Here is an 18,419-nt window from a genome sequence, read left to right as displayed (position 1 = left end):
GCACGCCCTCCACCTCCTGACCTTGCCTGAACATTATTTGCTCCAGTTCGTAATTCTCCACTGGATCTGTTCATTAATGCGGTCTTCATAGGCTTTAATGTTGATCTTACCGATTTCAGCCGTATACTCACTCCATGCAGATTCGAAATCGGCCGGTTTAGCCAGGATCGCTTTTGGCAGGAATTTGGTAGACAAGTCGTTCAGCTTGGTATTGACCACCTTCGCTTCCGATCCTTCAACCAGATCGATGGTCCATGCCGGGTAAGCAACCTCATTCTCCGGCGGTTCGCTGAAGAAATCCACGTAGCTGTCGAAGCCGTACGCTTCAAGGAATTTCTTGTCATACTCCTTCAGACCGGCTTTGTACTCCTCAGGCTGAGCCGCAGCATCCGTAGCATTTCCGTCACTGAAGCTTCCTTCGATTTTTGGAGCGAAACCGAAGAACGCATCTGCTTTGTTTGCCAATTTCCAAGTTCCGTCCGTAAATGCATCACGCTGCTCCTGCGTTTTCATAAAGCGGCCTTCCTCATTCACGATGTAATCTTCGCCCTCAATCCCCCAACTCAGCACTTTCTGCCAATCTTCCGTAATCAACGCATCCAGCATCTTCAGAATCTTCACGGGATCCTTGGCATTCACGCTGATGCCGAATCCATTATTCAAATTGAGCGGTGCACGGTCACGATAATGATCCTTGGTGTTCTCATCATAGACCAGCGGAAGGCCGACGTACGTTCTTTCGTCCTTGCCCTGCGTGATCAGGGAATTCTCAGCATTCTGGAAATTCCAGTGCTGGTCGAACATGCCGAGAACCGTCCCGCTGGATAACTTGGCAAGATACTGATCGTAGTTCTGCACAAAAGTCTCTTTATCAATCAGGCCTTGCGCATTCATTTCGTTCAGCTTCTGGTAATACTGCTTGGCGTAATCCTTGTTGGCAAACACCTCGGCAACTCCATCCTTGACAACAACACCGCCGTCATTCGGATGTCCGATCAAATGCTGCGGTGCATTGAACAGGCCCCAGTTTCTCCAGTCATAGTTCAAGATCTCGAACCCGATCGTTGGACTGCCGTCGATCGTCGGATATTTTTCCTTGTACTTGCCGATCAGATCAAAGTATTCGTCCAGCGTTTTGACCTTCGGATAACCGAACTCCTCCAGCACAGCCTTCTGAATCCAGAATGCCGGTCCTGAATACCAGGAGCTGTTCAATTTACCGTTGAATACGCCATAGTTCGGAAGAATATAGATATGCCCGTCATTAGGGTCCTTCATCATGTTCCAGTAATCTTCATAATGCTTCTTCAAGTTCGGAGCATGCTCTTCAATGAGATCTTCCAGTGGAATGTAAGCACCGGCAGCTGTAAGTTTCGTATTTCCAGTCATCATATCCGGATAATCAGAACCGGCTATCATGACGCCCAGCTTCTGATTGATGTCGCCAGCCAGAAACTCAAAGTTGAAGCTGGCACCCAGCTCATCCTTGATCTTCTTATAAATTTTGTTATCCGGCGTCGGCTGCTGGCCAGCCTCGCCGATAAAGACACTGACTTCAAATGGCTCTACCTTATTCCCGTCTGTTCCGGGTCGTTGTTTGTTCCGCGGAGTCCTTTTTTTCCGGCGTGGCCGCATTATTTCCGTTTCCGCTCCCGCAGCCCCCAAGGACAACGCTGAGCGACAACAGCAATACTGTGCTGAGCCGAAGCCATGATTTTGTCTTTCCCCCCATAAAAGCACCTCCGTAATAATGTGGTTACATCGTGTACGAACCCGCATGCTTGTAACCTATCTATATTGTAAAAGCGCTTTCAAAGTCGGACTATACTATAACTAAAGCATTAACCTTAAAAACTTTAGAACATCCCGCTTTTGAATTCATTCGGCGACATGCCCCATCTTTTTTCAAAATGCTTAAGAAACTGGTTGTAGTGGCTATAACCGACCCGATCCGCAATCTCGCTGTTCTTGAGCTTGTTCTGCTTCAGCAGCGCGGTGGCCTCATCGATCCGCAAATTATGGATGAGTTCACTGAAGCCAATACCGTTCTTTCGAATCAGCAGTTGGCCGAGATAGACAGGATGTAAATAAAAGAGTTCCGCCAATCTCTTAATGGTTAGATTCTCGCGGTAATGCAAATGGATATAATGGTTGATTTCTTGTATTACTCCTTGCGATTGCCGTGCTTGCTGTACGAGCAGAAGCTCAATACACTCTTCGCCGCAGCGTATCAAATCCCCGATCAAGTCATCCAGATGGGTGACCCCGTCTGTTAATCCGGCTACGTTGTATTTGCTGGACAGATTTTGAGGCTCAGCGCCCTCTGCCTCTTTCACCAAGCCTATGATCTTGTACAGGACATGGATCACCATTTTTTTCACAATTCCAGGTGCGATCCAAAGCTCTCGAAATGCGGATGCCGCGATGGCGGCAGCTTCACGGAACCCCGCCTTGTCCAGCAGCTCCACAGACCTGATCACATCATCCATCAGGCTGATCTGATAATGATAGTGAAACGGTTGATCCCGTATCTCACGATAAGAAATGCATCCACCATAATCCGTATCATAAAATTTATGCTCGATGGCTTCCTTCGCGGTCAGGTAGCAGCGATGGATATTCAGAAGAGAAGGCTCAGTCGCTCCCTCTGACGCAATCAACCGCTGACCGGCATGACGGTGGAGCAGCTCCCGCAGCGTATCAGAAGACTCGCTCTCTCCGCTTGCGGAATGTCCATAAACCAAACCTATTCGGTTCGGTTCCAGATCGATCACATACTCTCCTTCCATCTGAACGGACAAACTGGCAATCGTCTCCCTGACGCTTGCCATCAGGGAAGGCTCCGATTGGATCAGGCAGCAACTCCATGCTTCACGCGCCGAGGATATTGCCTGAAGTTTCACAAGCCCGCTATCTTTAAGCGGCAGCTCCAGCAGTGAATGCTTGATCAGAGAAATGGCTTCTTCTCGCATGGCAATGACCCCGAGATTGAATCTGTTCTTCTCTTGCACAAGCTCCTCATGAATCCTGCTCAATTCCTCCTCGGCCTCTTCCCCGATAACAGGTTTCAGTATGTAGTGGTTGATTCCATGGCGCAGTGCCTTCCTTGCATATTCGAATTCGCTGTATCCGCTCATGACTACAAACTTAACCCCGCTGTCGGGATACTCCTGCTGCCACGTTTCAATCATGAGAAGTCCGTCCATGAGCGGCATATTCACGTCCGTGATGACCAAATCCGGCTTATATTCAACAATCTTCTGCAGCCCTTCAAGTCCGTTGCTGCAAGTTCCGCAGATGATAAACCCAAGGCGTTCCCAATCAATCCACAGCGCAAGCCCTTCCAGCGCACCCGGTTCATCATCGATCAAGAGCACGTTGAATGTCATGGCTCTCCCCTCCTCCGCTCCCTTGCTCCTGAGTTTCCAGCAGTTTGATCGGAATCTCGAACGAAACCGTTGTCCCCTGATTCGGGCTGCTGGCAATATTGAAAATGACATGATCGTTATAGTACAATTCCAGCCTCCGGTAGACATTTCGGATACCAAAGCTGTTGCCCGAGAATTGCTCGTTGCGAACCGACAGGATGATGTCCCGGAGCTTGTCTTGCTCAATGCCCTTCCCGTTATCCGAGATGACGATATGAAGATAGTCGCTGGCTACGGAAGCGCTGATCGTAACAAGACCGGCTCCATCCACCGTTTGCAGACCGTATTTGCAGGCATTCTCAACGAGAGGCTGAATGCTCATTTTCGGTATTTTATAATGAAGCGCTTCCACATCGATATGGAATTGATATTCAAATTTATCCCGAAACCGAAACTTTTCGATTTTGAGATACATTTCAATAAACCTTATTTCTTCCTCAACAGAGACCAAATCCTCTCTCCAGCTTAATAATCTGCGGAGCAGCTTGGACAAACTCTTAATGATGTCCGTCACATCCGAATATTGGTTCTTCGTACAGACCACTAATATCGCGTTAAGGGTATTAAACAGGAAATGGGGATTCATCTGGCTCTGCAAAAAGTTCAATTCAGCCCGGACCCGCTCCATCTCCAGGTCCTTCTTCTGAATTTCCAGCTTATACACATTGTTGATCAGAGAGTTCATCTTCGTTGTCATCTGATTAAAATTACGGATGAGTCCGCCAATTTCGTCCCGGCCTTCATCAATTTCGATCAGATCAAATTTCTCATTGCTCACCTTCTGCATATGACGGGACAGTCGCTTCACACGGTAATTGTAAGACCTGAGCATAACCGTAATAAAAATCGCAGCGATCAGCGTAACCACAGCTGCCAAAATGACGGTAAACAGCTGCATATCCAGCATGGCGCTCGTGATCCGGTTGCCCTGGGTTATGCCGATCAGCTTCCAGCCCTTAACATACCTGGCCGTTCCGATGGAGAACACGTGCCGATCCTCTTCATCGTACTGCTCCAAGTCAAACACCGGATAAGCATCATACTTCCCTCTCTCGTAACCGCTGCTGGCCGACATGATGATCTCGTTGTTCTCGTTTACTAAATACATATCCAGATAATCGCGTTCCCGTACAATGACGTCATAGATTTTGCTTAAGTCGATATCAATTCGAAGCAGCTTCTCATAGGTGTCATAGTTATCAAAATAAGCCATTTTCTCAATCACGCTTAAATACGGAACCGTCGAAGCCGAGTTATTCGCCTCCGTTGCCCTGTATGCTGCCACCAGCACCGGGTGGGTCGAATTGCTCCACAGCTTAAACCAATCACTGTCCAGCACATCGTCATTGATCACATGATAGTTGCCCCCGGACACAATGGAGGGATTGCCGGTGAAGATACTGATTCGCTGAATCTGGTTGTTGACCGGAATGTAGCTGATTACCCGATTCCGCAGCTGTTCATCAAAGGTCTCATAGAAATCCAATTGCGACTCATATTCCCGATCGAGCATTTCGTAGAGTGTCTTATCGGTGCTCAGGGCATGGCTTACTGCCACGCCGCCGTCTATGAAATTATGGATATCCTTTCTTGCCCGCTCCATCGATATGTCAAGGTTCTGCTCTTCTCTCTCCCTGATCAGCTCCGACATTCGATCCATGAACATCAAGTTAATCACCAGAATAGGCAGCAGCACACCTATGACAAAAATAAGAAAGAATTTATATTTCAGTGGAATATCGTTTACGAAATTTCCCCGTCCGAACATCCTCTTCATAAAAGGCACCCTCCCGGATTAGCGCAGCTTGCTATCCTCATTATTCTTGTAATTCGAGGGCAGCATCCCAGTTGTCATCTTAAATTTATGGATGAAATAGTCCGCGTTCGGGAACCCGACATGCTGTGCAACCTCGGACACCTTCATCCCGCTTCGCTTCAGCAGCAGCTTGGCCTCTTCAATCCGCTTGTCATTGACATATTCCTTAAAAGGCCTGCCTGCGTGCTTCTTGAACAGCTGTCCCAAATAGGTGGCGTTCATGTGAAAATGCTGTGCCAACTCCTGAAGCTGCAGCTTACTCCGGTACTCCCGGTCGACATACTGAATCACTTGAAAAATCGTGTTGTGCTCGTTGTGCTTCCTCAACTCAGCGAGCAGTGAGGAGGCTTGGAGCGCGAGATGCCGCACGTAGTTCTTAAGCGCTGCACCATTGCAGGCATCATCCAGATTGCCAAGCTCCTCCTGCAGCCTGTTCATGAAAATATCCGGATCCCCATTCATCTCGGCGATTGTTCTGCACAGCGACAACTCCAGATCAGCCACATCGGCCCGAATGGCTCTCAGATCCGGCATGTAATCGGTCATGACTGCGAAGATCCGCTCCAAACATGCTTCGATTGGTTGGGACTCCCCTGCCAGGATCATCGACATTAAATCTTCGACCCGCCCGAACGGAAATTCCCGGGAATCGGCCATTCTCCTCAGCTCCTGATAACAAAACACGCCGCTTCTTCCTTGGCTTCGTCTATAATGACGCACCTCCGCGCTTTGCCGGTAAAGCTCCCCGACGGCCTGAATTCCTCTCCCCATGGCACTCAATGCCACGATAACCGGCCCTCCCAGCTCCTGGACCAGTGCGGACTGCAATTGAAGCGCGGTTTCCATAACGTCATCAGGGGCCTGCTGCTCAACACGAAGCAGGACTCCGAGACTGCCGCTGCTATCCTGAAAGCATCCGAGCAGTCCCTCGGGGCCATGATTGGCAATCCATTTCATCAAGTCCATGCCCGAGGACTCCGTATCAATCAATAGACACCGAAGCTCCGGCTCTCCCTGGATCAACATCGCCTTGCGGACTTGCTCCGCTATATCGTGGTTATCCCCATCCTGAATTAATCGATTCAATAGATAATGGATGGCGATGCCCGCTTTCATCTGATGGCTATGTTCGGTTTCATACTCATCCCGGATCACATGGCTCAGTCTGGCTAACAGAGCTTCGATCTCTTCATCATCAATCGGTTTGAGCAAATATTCCGCAACCCGCTGCTGCATGGCGTTGTGGGCGTATCCAAAATCATCATATCCGCTCAGAATCACGAATTTCGGTGGATGGGGCATTGTCCGATTGCTGTGCTCAATCAATTCCAGACCGTTCAGCACAGGCATGCGGATATCCGTCATGACCAGCTCCGGCTGCAATCGTTCTATTAACTTCAACGCTTCCGGAGCACTCAGGGCTTCTCCGCATATTTGGAATCCGAACCGGTTCCAGTCAATCATGGTCCTAAGCCCCTCCAGGACCCATGGTTCATCATCCACCAGAAGTACATTGAACATCGTCATCGTCTCCCTTAGTGAAGCGTATTATGTAAGCGCACTCATTTTACTTATACTACCATACTAGTATACCTATGAGAATATACTGACTTGTATAAATTGATGTGAACGCTAATCGTGATGGTGCCTGGTTCTACAAGGCCATTCAGGCGCAGAACGCAAATAACCCGCAAGCGGATTCTGTCATCTAAGAATCCAGCTTATGGGTTATTCCTATCACCTATCAGCTACCCTTTAATTCCCGATAAGGTGACGCCCTCAATAATATATTTCTGGCCGATGATATATACGATAAGGACCGGAATCAGTGCTATGGAAGCCCCCGCCATCATCAGTGTCCAGTCTGTGGAATACATGCCGCGGTACAGATTCAGCATCATCGGAACGGTGAACTTATCCGTGCTGCTGAGAAAGATCAGCGGATTAAAGAAGTTGTTCCACATCCCGAGAAAGGTGAAAATGCCGAGTGCCGACAGCGCCGGTTTAATCAAAGGGAGCATGATCCGGGCATAGATCGTCCAGCGGTTCGCGCCATCCACAATGGCGGCCTCCTCCATCTCTTTCGGAATTCCCCGGAAGAATTGCCGGAGCAGAAACACCCCGAATGCGTTGAGCAACGCCGAAGGGACAATAATCGCCAGATGCGTGTCCAGCCATCCGATATTTTTCATGATCAGATATAGCGGAATGATGGTCACTTGTCCCGGCACCATCATGGTGGCCAGAAACAGAATGAACAGCGGCTCCCGAAACGGGAACGTGATTTTGGCAAAAGCATAGGCTGCCATGGAACAGGTAACTAGCTGTGAAAGGACGACGATCATATTGATATAAAAGCTGTTAAAGTATGCGCGCCCGAAGGGCAGTGCCGTCAGGGAATCCTTATAGTTGGACCAGATGAACGGGTCCGGAATCCATTTGGGCGGCACCACGAATACTTGCGACAAATCCTTGAGCGAGCTGAGCACCATCCAAACAAACGGCAGTGCCATAATACAAGCACCTATGATCAGAACGATGTGCAGCACGACGGTGGACATTCTCAATCCCCGATGTATCATTCATTCTCCTCCTCCTTCCTCGCATGGATCCGTTAGTCTTCGTAATGAACCCACCGTTTGGACATTTTCATCTGGAACAAGGTGAGCGACAGGATCATCACAAACAGGATGACGGCTGACGCCGTGCTCTTGCCGAAGGTAAAGTCCGCAAAGGCTGTCTCGTAAATGTGATACACGAGAGTATAACTCGCCTTCGCCGGTCCGCCGGAGGTCATGACAAAGGACTGGTCGAACACCTGGAAGGAACCGATAATGGACATGATCGTTACAAAAAAGGTTGTCGGCGACAGCAGTGGAATCGTAATATGAATCAACTGCTGCCATTTGCCTGCACCGTCAATCTCGGCTGCCTCATAATAACTTCTGGATATCCCCTGAAGTCCGGCAAGGAACAGCACCATGTTCCCCCCGAGTCCCATCCATACGCTCAAGAGGGCAATCGAGGGCATGACATATCTGGAATCCGTCAGCCAGGAAGGTCCCGTAATACCGAACCATTGCTGCAGATACATGTTAATGAGCCCAAAGTCTGCGTTGAACAGCCACATAAACACAACGGCCACTGCGACGGACATTGTAATGTTCGGCATGAAGTAGATCAGCCGGTACAGGATTTTCCCGCGAACCCGGTTTAAGCCTACCGCCACCAGCATGGCCAGAATAATGCCTGTCGGTACCGATAGAATCGTATAATACACCGTGTTGACCAGGGCGATATGGAACTCCTCATCCTGAAGCTGGGATATGAAATTCTGGAGTCCGATAAACTTCTTGGCTCCCATCCCGTCCCAGTTCATCATGCTGATAACAAAAGCCGAAATCAGCGGAATTAATGAAAAAGCGATCAGTCCGATCATCTGGGGAAGGATAAAAAAGTAGCCCCATAAACCGTCGGATGTCTTGCTTGTTAAGGAGGTTGTTCTCCTCTCCGGGAGCTGCTCCGGAGAAGGAGAGACTCCGGGGCTTCCAGCAGGCTGCGTCTTCATATCTTCTCACCGTTCCTCTCCAGAGCTTGATCAGTTCTTGCCGCTCTTGTAATCCTGAATTTTCTTATTAGCCATATCCTGAATGTCCTGCAGGGAGCTTTCAAGATCCTGATCTTTCAGCCACAGTGCCTCGAATTTGGATGTGATATCCTGGCTGAGACCCGGAATGCCCGCCTCGAACGGCGTCAGGGAATACCCGATCTCACGAGCATCGAGGAATAACTGGGCATGCTCCGGCAGATTTCCTTCCAGGACCACATCATCCGTGCCTTGTACCGACGGGACCGCATTGCCACCGCCCTGCAGGCGGTAACGTTGACCTTCTTTACTTACATACTCGGAGAAAAAGGTATAGGCTGCTTCCTTATTCTTCGCTGCCTTGTTCATGACCAGGAATGCCGTTGGGATACCGGCCGGCTCGATTTTGTTGCCGGTGTTGGTAGGCCAAGTTACCACGTCATACTCAAGTCCTTGATTCTTCTTGAACAGCGGCAGATACCAACGTCCCGCAGCAACAAATCCGACCTGGTTGGACATAAACATGGCGTCCCCGCCCTGCCCTTTGGGAAGCGTCCCGGAGAACGTAATGTTCTTGGACTTCACGTTGTCGAACAGGAACTTGAAAGCCTCCATTGCCTTGGGATCCGAAGCCGCCACGAAATTCCCCTCGTCATCGTAGACCTGGCCTCCATTCGAGGTAACCCAGCTGTGATAGCTGTTCCAGGAATTATCCAGCACGTAGCCGTATTTCTTGCTGTCCCGGATCTTGTCCGACATTTCCTTGAACTTGTCCCAGGTCCATTGTCCATTCGCCTGAAGATCGGCAGGCATCTCGGTTATACCCGCTTCCTTCAGCACCTTCTTGTTGTACCACAACACCATCGGGTTGCAATCCACCGTCACGCCGTAAGTCTGCCCATCCCGCACCGCTGCTCCCCACAAGCCCTCGAAGTAATCCTCCTTCTTGATCAAGCTCTCCGGGGCATCCATGTAGGGGGTTAAATTCTCAATGCTTTGATTCTCGATCAATTTCACGATCAGACCGTCACCGGCGTAAAAAATATCCGGCGCCGTCCCTCCCGTTAATTGGGTTAATATTTTCTGATCATACTCGCCGGGAATTGGAATGAATTCGGCTTCGATATCAGGATGCTTCTTGTTGAAATCCTTGGTCAGCTCCTGGTAGCGGCTAAGCTCTCCGGGATTCCCCCAGCTCGCCCATTTAATCTTGACCTTCTCGCTACTTCCCGAATCTCCGCCCTCCGTAGTTCCGCCTCCTCCACACGCCTGAAGCATGGATGATAGTAGAAGAATGATTACAAGCAACGACCCTCTTACCTGTTTCCTTGTCATTTCATTTCCTCCATTCAAACCCGATTTAGTTTTGCTGGCACAGCACTTTGTAACCGCTTTAATTATAAAATTTTGGCAAAAAGCATTTGAACGGATTATGTTCCGAAAAAGTGGCTTCTTTTCCGATCTATGAAGTTTTGATCATTTACGGTGCTGTCCCTGGTACTCAGCTGGCGAAATCCCTACCAGCTTCTTGAACAATTTGCTGAAGTATTTCACATCATTAAATCCGGATCGGTCAGCTACTTCATACACTCTGAGCGAGGTCGTGGAGAGCAGCTCCTTGGCGCGTTTCAGTCGAAGGTCGATCACATAATCGATAAAGTTGTGCCCGGTGACGCGCTTGAACATTTCACTAAAATAGTTGCGGCTTACAGCCACGTCGTCCGCCACCTCCTGCAGAGATATGGGCTCGGTAAAGCGGGCGTTAATATATTGAACAGCCTGCAGCACAATCCGCTCATGCAGCGTGGATTCCGGGACGGGGTGACGGATGGCTTCCTCACGCAGCATGCGGAAAGCTTCAAGAACAAGCCCTTTTACCTCCTCCACCGATCGAAGCCGCCCCGCTTCTCCTGCCTGGGGCAGCGCCGGACCGCCAGGGAGATAATGCATGGCCAGCAGTCCCAGAATGCCCTCTGCTTCTTTAAGAACCGCAGGTTTGTTCATCCTTCCAGGCTTCCAGCGCTCCATGATCGCCTGCAGCTCCACTTCGCTTTTATCCATATTCCCAACAGCCAGCCCCGCTCTAAAGCCATACAGTCCGGAAGTTGAACCTTCCTGTGCCGATTCGGCATCCACGAGGAGCCTATCCTCCGCATGAAGAATCTGTTTATCCCTATAAAAGAAAAGCCCCTCCAGACTTTCAACGGCTTCTTGAAAAGCCTCATGCAGCTTGCCTATGCTGTTGAAGCCTCGGCTCAGTCCGATGATACAGCGAATTGGCAGCTTGATGCCCGCTTCGCTGACTTCCCGCCTCTCTTCGGGACGCACCGGTACGTAGGCCGCGATCCGGTCCGTTTCCAGCCGCGCTGCCAGCGCTTCCGGGACCTGGTCATATAACAGCTCCAGAAGCCGTTCGATCTCTTCATGCCAATCCTTCTGCTGTCCCCCCGCCGCCCGATCTCCTATGTCGGAATCAAGCTGAAGCACAGCCATCATATAAGAGCCGCCATGACTCCTGGCTTCCAAATCTTCTATCGCATTTGGATCGCCGGATAAGGCCTGAAACAGTATTTTCTCATCGGCCTTCTTCTTGTTCCGCCGCTGCTGCTGCTCATGCTCCGTCAGAATCCGCTGCATCTGCCGCTCCTCTTCCAGCTTCGAACGCATCTGATCGAGTATGGCACCGAGCGAGTCCGGGTCCAGCGTCGGCTTGAGAATATAATCCGATGCGCCAAGCCTGATGCCTTCGCGCACGAATTCGAAATCGCTGTGGCAGCTGAGCAGCAGCACCTTCACCCATGGACACAGCTCTCGGGTCCGGCGGGTCAGCTCCAAGCCATCCATGACGGGCATCGCGATATCCGTAATCAGAATGTCGAGATCCCCATTCAGAATCCACTTCATTGCCCGCTGTCCATTGGAGGCCTCTCCGACCAGACGATAACCGTGCTTCTCCCAATCGAAGGTGGATCGAAGTCCTGTACGAGCGATTGCCTCGTCATCCACGAGCAGCACTCTGTACATAAGCGTCCCCCCTTTCCTTGGCAAAGGTGATAGTGACCCGTGTACCTTCGTGTTCCCGGCTCTCCACCCACACTCCGTAGCCGCTGCCATAATACAGCTGGACCGTTTGGTGAACATGACGCAGCCCGATATGGGTCATGCCGTGTTTGGAGTGATCCTGATCATGCGAGAGCAGTCCTGTTATTCGCTCAGGTCTTATGCCGATCCCATTGTCCTCGATCTGTACCAGGACATCCTGCTGCTGCGATGAAATCCTGATCTGAATCACGCCCGTGTCATCCAGCGGCGCAATCCCGTGAAAGATCGCATTCTCCACAATTGGCTGCAGCAGCATCCGGGGAATATGGATGTCCTCCATATCCTCAGGACAATCGATCCTTAGTTCAATCTGATGGTCGTAACGGTAATTCTGAATAATCATGTATTTACGGAGCTGCTCCAGCTCGTCGCCGAGCCGTATGAACACGCCATTGCGCTCCAGGCTCCCCTCCAGCAGATGAACAAGGGCGGTGACCGATTGATCCACGTCGTTAGTCCGGTTAAGCTTGGCCATCCAGCGGATGGAATTCAGCGTATTGTAGAGAAAGTGGGGATTAATCTGGTACCGCAGTGCACGGATTTCCGCTTTTTTCTTCTCGGACTCCTCCGCGGCAATCCGCCTGATCAGCAGATCAATTTGCTCAATCATTTTGTTGAAGCTTCTTCCCAGCTGCCCAATTTCACTGGAACCTACATTCTTGCTCCGGACCGATAGATCTCCTGCTTCGCTTCTGCGCATAAGCCTGCTTAGCTGGACGAGCGGATTGCCAATCCGCCGGGTCATGAAATAACCGATGCCGATCGCTGCGAGGATCGATCCGAAGACAATCCAGACGGTGAAACTCCGGATGCTGGCCGAGTCCGCCGTCAGCTCCTTAAGCGGTACCATCCCAACCACATGCCAGCCATTGTTCAGGCGCGACGGAATCATGAGTGTTTTATTGTTGTTCAGGTTATATTCCGTCAGACCCGTCGGCAGCTTGATCTGGGACTGCTTCCCATACATGGAGGGATCGGGATGATAGAAGTAACGGTTCTCATCATTGGCCACGTACATATACCCTGTATCACCGAACTGGACATGGTTTAATTCGTCGATCAGGACATCCCCCATGATCTCGATGAACATCACCCCCACAATCTCCCCCGTATCCCAGCTCCGTATCGCCCTGCCCAGGCCGAATACCGGAAATCCCATTCCCGTCTGCTTCAGGTAGGAGGTATCGGACAGGCCGAACCATACCGCCTGGCCGTTAGCTTCCAGAATCGACTGATACCAAGCGGAATCCCATTGGTCCGGGATGGACATCAGGGAATCGGCACTGAGGACCGAATTGTTCCGCAGCACATCGAATACATACACATCCAATATTTCCGGCGAGTTAATCATGATGGAGGTCAACAGATCCTTTCCCTCCTTCACCTTCAGCGTCAGATCATATTTGCTCATATCCTGATCCTCCAGAATGCCGTGCACCACCTTGCTGTTCAGCACCATCATCGAGGAATCGTCCAGTTTCTTGAAAAACATATTCAGTTTGTCACTGACTTGAGTAATGGTGAGAGAGGCAACTTTACTGACTTGTTCCTCCACAATTGATGCCGATTTGTTGTACGACAGGAAACCCATAATAAGTACCGGGAGTGTGGTGCCGATGAAAAAAAACAAAAACAGCTGAATGACAATCGAATGAAGACGATGATATCCCCGCATACAAACTCCCTCCGTTTCGTAAATGAAAATGATGAATCTCTTTTTGATAGCGCTTACATAAATACTTAGCCTTCTTACCTCATTTCCTCCTTCAAGCTCTCCTCTTCCACCTCCTCTACCGTTTGCTTTCCCCCTTCCCGCCTTCTCCCCAAGTCCCCGTATCTGGCATAACCCAGAACTCGCTCTGCTCCCGGGTGTATACATCGTATTATGTTTTAAGATGATTGTCCCTAAGTCGATCTGCTTATGTTTGGAGTCTGTGCTTCACTTCACCGAGGTCATCTCCATATAAAAAAAGAGATGGCCCCGAATAACTCCGGGTCCATCTCTTTGTATTCGTATAATGCCGCCCTTTGGCTTAGTAAGCCAGTGTGAACAAACCGTTGATGTGGGACAGGTAACGCATGTTACTCGCTTCCTTCATCAAGGTTGCAGGCAGACCTTTCAATTGGGTCTTGTTCGCGCCGATCGTACCGATGGCATCTTTACGTCCCAAGCTGCCCAGCGTACCGGAGAATACCGGTGCGAAGGAAGCTGGTGCGCCGCCGTTCAATTGAGCGAACATGTTGTATCCGATCAGCTCGCCCATTTGCCATGCCAGCTGTGCTGTCGGCGGGAACGGACGACCTTCTGGTCCCATAACAACCGCGCTGTCGCCAGCAACATATACGTCAGGGTGGGAAGCGGATTGCAGGAATTCGTTCACAACCGCACGTCCGCGGTTCACTTCGATTCCGCAGTTAGCGACAACGCTGTTGCCTTGTACGCCGCCTGTCCATACCAGTGTGCTGGTTTCGATGGTGCTTCCATCTTTCAGCTCAACGGTGGTGCCGTCCATTTTGGTAATAGGCAATCCAGTCAGGAAGTTCACGCCGCGTTTTTGCAGGCTTGTTGTCGCACGGTCAACCAATTCAGCAGGGAAGCCCGGCAAAATGGAAGGAGCAGCTTCAACACAATAAAGCGTGATTTCCTGTGGATCGATACCGTATTTGCGAGCCAGCTCGCTTCTCATATCGGCATATTCACCAACAAGCTCAACGCCGGTCAAACCGCCGCCGCCAACCACGATGGTAGCGTCCGCTTTGTTTTTTGTTTTGCTGTATTCCGCAATGCGGGACTCAACGTGAGCACGCAGACGGTTTGCATCGTTAACAGACTTCAGAATGAAGCTGTTCTCTTGAAGTCCCGGGATACCGAAAAATGCAGTTTCACTGCCCAGAGCGATAACCAGGGCATCATATGTGAAGCTGCCGCCGTCATCGAGGGAAACCGAACGCTCATCCGGCTTGATTTCCTTAACATTGCCGATGCGCAGGTCAACGTTCGCGCCGCGCAGAAGCTTATCCAGCGGCAAAGCTACTGCTTTCTCTGCGATGTTGCCTGCTGCCAGGCGGTGCAATTCCGTAATGATCTGATGGGTTGGGAAACGGTTAATCAGCGTGATTTTTGCAGATGCGCCGAAATGCTCGCGTGCAGAAAGTGCACTAAGCAAGCCGCCGTAGCCTCCGCCCAAAATTAAAATATGTTTAGACATGACCATCCTCCGTTCTTCGTATGATTTATGGATTAACGCTTGTTTTGTTGGTCGCGCTCGTTAAGAACGTCCAAAAAAGCCTGAGCATAGCGAAGACCCTTTTGAACCTGAGGATCTTTCAGCATTTTCATCAGACCAAATACACCGATCTGAGCTTGGTCGCCTTGAGCGTGGACACGATCCCCGGCTTCGATAGCTGCAGATGCAACGCTTTTTGCTGCTGTCGTTACCGGCTTCGCGAATCCGCTGAGGGAAGCCATAGTGTCTTCCGCAAGCACGGGATCCGTAGCTACGGATTTACCGAAATCATACGCTTTGGTCATGACGGACAGCATTTCCGTAAGTTTAGGAAGATTGTCCACGAGAGTTGTAAGGGATTCCTGAACCTCGGGCTTGAGCAGTTGTTCGAGCAGCACATCAGGACGGCTGGACGCCGCAGCTTCTTGGTTTCCTACAACATTTTCCGGAGTTTCGGACGGTTGTGGAGAAGATGTTTCTGTCATAAAGAATTGCCTCCTTTTCTTTAAGTAAATTCCCAAGATGAACTTGGCGACGATCGAACCGGCTAGGTTTAATTTTGGGATAACCGGTATCTATTATGCATCACTTACAAAAGTGCGAACTTATGGGTGACTCATCTATCGCCAAAAATAAAGCAGGGGGAAGCTTCCCCCTCCTTTATTCTGAAACATTCTTAGGGATTGTGATAAATATCTCTAAGTACTAGTCTATAACTTGTGCAGCATAATTACAAACATAAAATACAAATTTCGACTACAAAGTTAGAACGCGATATTCGCTTTCTTCATATGTCACTCTTGTAACAGGGTGGCCGGAAAAGTCAAGCGCGTCCCGAATCGGAATCCAAGCCGTGCCGCCGATCAGATGCACATCCGATGACACAGGTTTGCCACCTGTTTGATGGGATAACAGCAAGCCCCCTACCGGGTCCGCATCCCAGCGATTCCCTCCAAGCTTCACCTGCACGGTTTTGTTATGAGACTTCCAGGACACGCTTCCGCCAAGCCGCTCCACCAGGGAGCGCAGCGGAACCATCAGCCGGCCGTCCACCAACTTGTATTCACCTGCCGCAAACGCGGTTTCAAGTCCGCCGAATTCCACGGCGAGCGTCCTTCCAGATTCAAAGAGTGCGGAATTGGCAACAACTTCCTGTGTGATCCACTGCTTCGAAGGCTGCGAAGCCTTTCGGGCCGCCTTCTGTGCGGTAAATTGAACAGGCTGCGTTTTTGTCGAAAGCACTTCAAAGGCGTACCCCTGCTTTTTATAATAAGAAATAATGTCCGGCAGAGCCTTCACGCTTTCGCCATGCCCTTTACCATCATGAAGAAGCACAATCGCCTCATTGCCCTTAACTTTTGTGGTTGCCCCTTTTACGATGTCCTTAACCGGGACCCCTTTATACTTGGAATCGCCACTGTCAACATTCCAATCGAATACATGATAGCCACCCTGCTTCATCAATTGAAAATAGGCTTCGTCAAAATGACCTGCCGTGCCCCCTGGTGCTCGCACCAACTGCGGCCGCTCCCCCGTAATCAAGCGGATGACTTCCTCCGTCTTCTTAATCTGTCCCCAGAAATCCTGAAAACGCCCGTAGAGCTGGTCGTAACGATGATCATATGTATGATTCCCGATGGTATGGCCTTCTTCATAGATGCGATTGATAATCTCCGGACGGGTCTCGGCTTCCTTGCCCAGTACAAAAAAAGTGCCTTTAATTCCTTCTCGCTTCAATATATCAAGCACCTCAAGCGTTAAATCCGATGGCCCGTCATCAAAAGTGAGATAAACCGTTTTATCCGTTAGTTTTTTATATGAAACAGGTGCGGCGTTCACAGCGGGTTTGTCCTTGTCTGCCGTAATGACGATGGGCTTGCTTACCTCTTTCCCCTTCATCTGTGCAGCCTGCTGAGGCACTGCCAGGGGTACTGTCGCCAGAGGAGCCTGTTCTACATATATCTCCATCGGCCGCTGGAAGTCCAATCCCGTACCGATCATGATCAGAACAGCCAATACGCCGAAGAATACTGCAATTGATGTTACCCGCACCATGTTTTTCATTATCAACTCTACCTCCATCGTTTCTATGAGTTCGGTTTCCTGATAGATTATAGTGGGGCGAATATTTGAAAAAAGACTAGAATCTGATATTTTCTTGCGAACTTGATTTTAATTCAGATTACTAGTAAACTGAATTTGAGTTCTTCGCTAGCGTTATCTTAATTCCATTATTATAAGAAGCTTCGTTATACAGATTTGGATTAATTCTTGGCCTATTTCGAGATGAGAAGGGATGATAGAAGCTATGGACAACAACTCAACGGTATTCAAACGCGATATTGCAGAGGTCAGAGACGTCGTTCTCCGGCGCAACAGCCCCATCCATGCCGCTGGACCCGTTATTGAATTCGGTAACTGGACCCAATCCGACCCGTTTCTCGGCATGATGGAAGACAAATTCCAAGCCGGTTCATTCGACGACCATCCCCATCGGGGAATTGAAACCGTTACTTTTGTAATCGACGGAACCATCGAGCATTATGACAGCGTCTCCGAACAACGCGGGGTGCTTGGGCCCGGTGATGTGCAGTGGATGACTGCCGGCAGCGGCGTCATCCACAACGAAGTCCCTTCCGAGGGCGTAACGGCTCATGTCCTGCAGCTCTGGGTCAATTTGCCCCGTGACCGGAAAATGACCTCCCCTCGCTATCAAAACCTGAAGGGGGCGGAGATGCCGGTCAGACAAGAGAAGAGTGCGATCGCACGGGTCTTTTCCGGCTCATCTGGCCATGTGGTATCCGGCACTAAAAACCATGTTCCGGTTACGATGGTTGAGGCCATCCTTGAGCCTGGCGCTTCCATAGCGCAGGACCTGCCCGGCAGCTACAACGGCTTCATCTATATCCTTGAGGGCAGCGGAACCTTCGGAAGCCAAGGTGTGACTGCCTCCCAGAATCAGGTGCTGTGGCTGGGTGCCGGTATTGATGGAATGCCAAGTGAAATCCAGGCAACGGCTGTGGAGCCCCTCCGCTTCGTGCTGTATGCAGGCGAACCCTTGAAGGAACCCGTGGCCGCACGCGGCCCCTTTGTCATGAATACGGAAGAAGAAGTGAATGAAGCGTTCCGCGAATACCGGATGGGTACGTTCTTGAAGCATTGATCCCTCCCACCCGTCTATTCCTCCGGTCCTATTTTCTCAAAAGAACGGTCCCTTATTATGCCTGTCCAGGCATGCTGAGGGACCGTTCTTCATATAG

At 50.3% G+C, this 18,419-nt stretch carries 12 protein-coding genes and 1 pseudogene; 1 reads left to right on the top strand and 12 read right to left on the bottom strand.

Annotated features, from left to right (window positions below; all coding sequences use genetic code 11):
• Window positions 1-33: 33 nt before the first annotated feature.
• The 12 genes and pseudogenes from PVOR_RS06115 to PVOR_RS06060 form a co-directional block, all read right to left on the bottom strand.
• Window positions 34-1,732: pseudogene (locus tag PVOR_RS06115) on the bottom strand (ABC transporter substrate-binding protein).
• Between the two features lie 124 nt (window positions 1,733-1,856).
• Window positions 1,857-3,389 (bottom strand): response regulator transcription factor, encoded by a 1,533-nt coding sequence (locus PVOR_RS06110; protein WP_006208243.1) that lies wholly within the window; start codon window positions 3,387-3,389, stop codon window positions 1,857-1,859.
• Window positions 3,361-5,205, bottom strand: coding sequence for a cache domain-containing sensor histidine kinase (locus PVOR_RS06105; protein WP_006208242.1), 1,845 nt, complete (start codon window positions 5,203-5,205; stop codon window positions 3,361-3,363). Before PVOR_RS06105 ends, PVOR_RS06110 begins: the two co-directional genes overlap by 29 nt.
• Window positions 5,206-5,223: 18 nt before the next feature.
• Window positions 5,224-6,765, bottom strand: a complete 1,542-nt coding sequence (locus PVOR_RS06100; RefSeq protein WP_006208241.1) for a helix-turn-helix domain-containing protein — start codon at window positions 6,763-6,765, stop codon at window positions 5,224-5,226.
• Between the two features lie 227 nt (window positions 6,766-6,992).
• Entirely contained in the window at window positions 6,993-7,826 is an 834-nt protein-coding gene (locus tag PVOR_RS06095) for a carbohydrate ABC transporter permease (RefSeq protein ID WP_006208240.1), read from the bottom strand.
• Window positions 7,827-7,858: 32 nt separating this feature from the next.
• Window positions 7,859-8,812, bottom strand: a complete 954-nt coding sequence (locus PVOR_RS06090) for a carbohydrate ABC transporter permease (RefSeq protein ID WP_006208239.1) — start codon at window positions 8,810-8,812, stop codon at window positions 7,859-7,861.
• A gap of 30 nt (window positions 8,813-8,842) precedes the next feature.
• Window positions 8,843-10,165, bottom strand: coding sequence for an ABC transporter substrate-binding protein (locus PVOR_RS06085; protein ID WP_006208238.1), 1,323 nt, complete (start codon window positions 10,163-10,165; stop codon window positions 8,843-8,845).
• 141 nt (window positions 10,166-10,306) lie between these two features.
• Window positions 10,307-11,854 (bottom strand): response regulator, encoded by a 1,548-nt coding sequence (locus tag PVOR_RS06080; RefSeq protein WP_006208237.1) that lies wholly within the window; start codon window positions 11,852-11,854, stop codon window positions 10,307-10,309.
• The gene (locus tag PVOR_RS06075) at window positions 11,829-13,607 is read right to left on the bottom strand and encodes a sensor histidine kinase (RefSeq protein WP_006208236.1); all 1,779 of its coding nucleotides are present in this window, start codon (window positions 13,605-13,607) and stop codon (window positions 11,829-11,831) included. The genes PVOR_RS06080 and PVOR_RS06075 overlap by 26 nt, the downstream gene beginning before the upstream one ends.
• A gap of 358 nt (window positions 13,608-13,965) precedes the next feature.
• Window positions 13,966-15,141, bottom strand: a complete 1,176-nt coding sequence (locus PVOR_RS06070; RefSeq protein WP_006208235.1) for an NAD(P)/FAD-dependent oxidoreductase — start codon at window positions 15,139-15,141, stop codon at window positions 13,966-13,968.
• A gap of 32 nt (window positions 15,142-15,173) precedes the next feature.
• Window positions 15,174-15,644, bottom strand: a complete 471-nt coding sequence (locus PVOR_RS06065) for a DUF1641 domain-containing protein (protein WP_006208234.1) — start codon at window positions 15,642-15,644, stop codon at window positions 15,174-15,176.
• A 271-nt stretch (window positions 15,645-15,915) separates the two neighbouring features.
• Window positions 15,916-17,223, bottom strand: a complete 1,308-nt coding sequence (locus PVOR_RS06060) for a polysaccharide deacetylase (protein WP_006208233.1) — start codon at window positions 17,221-17,223, stop codon at window positions 15,916-15,918.
• 244 nt (window positions 17,224-17,467) lie between these two features.
• On the opposite strand from PVOR_RS06060, the gene PVOR_RS06055 reads away from it, so the two are divergent.
• Window positions 17,468-18,322, top strand: a complete 855-nt coding sequence (locus PVOR_RS06055; protein WP_006208232.1) for a pirin family protein — start codon at window positions 17,468-17,470, stop codon at window positions 18,320-18,322.
• The last annotated feature ends 97 nt before the right edge of the window (window positions 18,323-18,419 follow it).

It is taken from the genome of Paenibacillus vortex V453, from assembly GCF_000193415.1.
GTDB classification, from domain to species: domain Bacteria; phylum Bacillota; class Bacilli; order Paenibacillales; family Paenibacillaceae; genus Paenibacillus_AQ; species Paenibacillus_AQ glucanolyticus.
Note: the sequence above shows the minus strand (reverse complement) of the source record. Positions and strands in the feature narration are given on the sequence as shown.

Coding starts and splice junctions, on each gene's coding strand:
- PVOR_RS06065 (WP_006208234.1), bottom strand. CDS start 15,644: ATGACAGAAACATCTTCTCCACAACCGTCCGAAACTCCGGAAAATGTT.
- PVOR_RS06080 (WP_006208237.1), bottom strand. CDS start 11,854: ATGTACAGAGTGCTGCTCGTGGATGACGAGGCAATCGCTCGTACAGGA.
- PVOR_RS06090 (WP_006208239.1), bottom strand. CDS start 8,812: ATGAAGACGCAGCCTGCTGGAAGCCCCGGAGTCTCTCCTTCTCCGGAG.
- PVOR_RS06060 (WP_006208233.1), bottom strand. CDS start 17,223: ATGAAAAACATGGTGCGGGTAACATCAATTGCAGTATTCTTCGGCGTA.
- PVOR_RS06075 (WP_006208236.1), bottom strand. CDS start 13,607: ATGCGGGGATATCATCGTCTTCATTCGATTGTCATTCAGCTGTTTTTG.
- PVOR_RS06055 (WP_006208232.1), top strand. CDS start 17,468: ATGGACAACAACTCAACGGTATTCAAACGCGATATTGCAGAGGTCAGA.
- PVOR_RS06070 (WP_006208235.1), bottom strand. CDS start 15,141: ATGTCTAAACATATTTTAATTTTGGGCGGAGGCTACGGCGGCTTGCTT.
- PVOR_RS06100 (WP_006208241.1), bottom strand. CDS start 6,765: ATGTTCAATGTACTTCTGGTGGATGATGAACCATGGGTCCTGGAGGGG.
- PVOR_RS06085 (WP_006208238.1), bottom strand. CDS start 10,165: ATGACAAGGAAACAGGTAAGAGGGTCGTTGCTTGTAATCATTCTTCTA.
- PVOR_RS06095 (WP_006208240.1), bottom strand. CDS start 7,826: ATGATACATCGGGGATTGAGAATGTCCACCGTCGTGCTGCACATCGTT.
- PVOR_RS06105 (WP_006208242.1), bottom strand. CDS start 5,205: ATGAAGAGGATGTTCGGACGGGGAAATTTCGTAAACGATATTCCACTG.
- PVOR_RS06110 (WP_006208243.1), bottom strand. CDS start 3,389: ATGACATTCAACGTGCTCTTGATCGATGATGAACCGGGTGCGCTGGAA.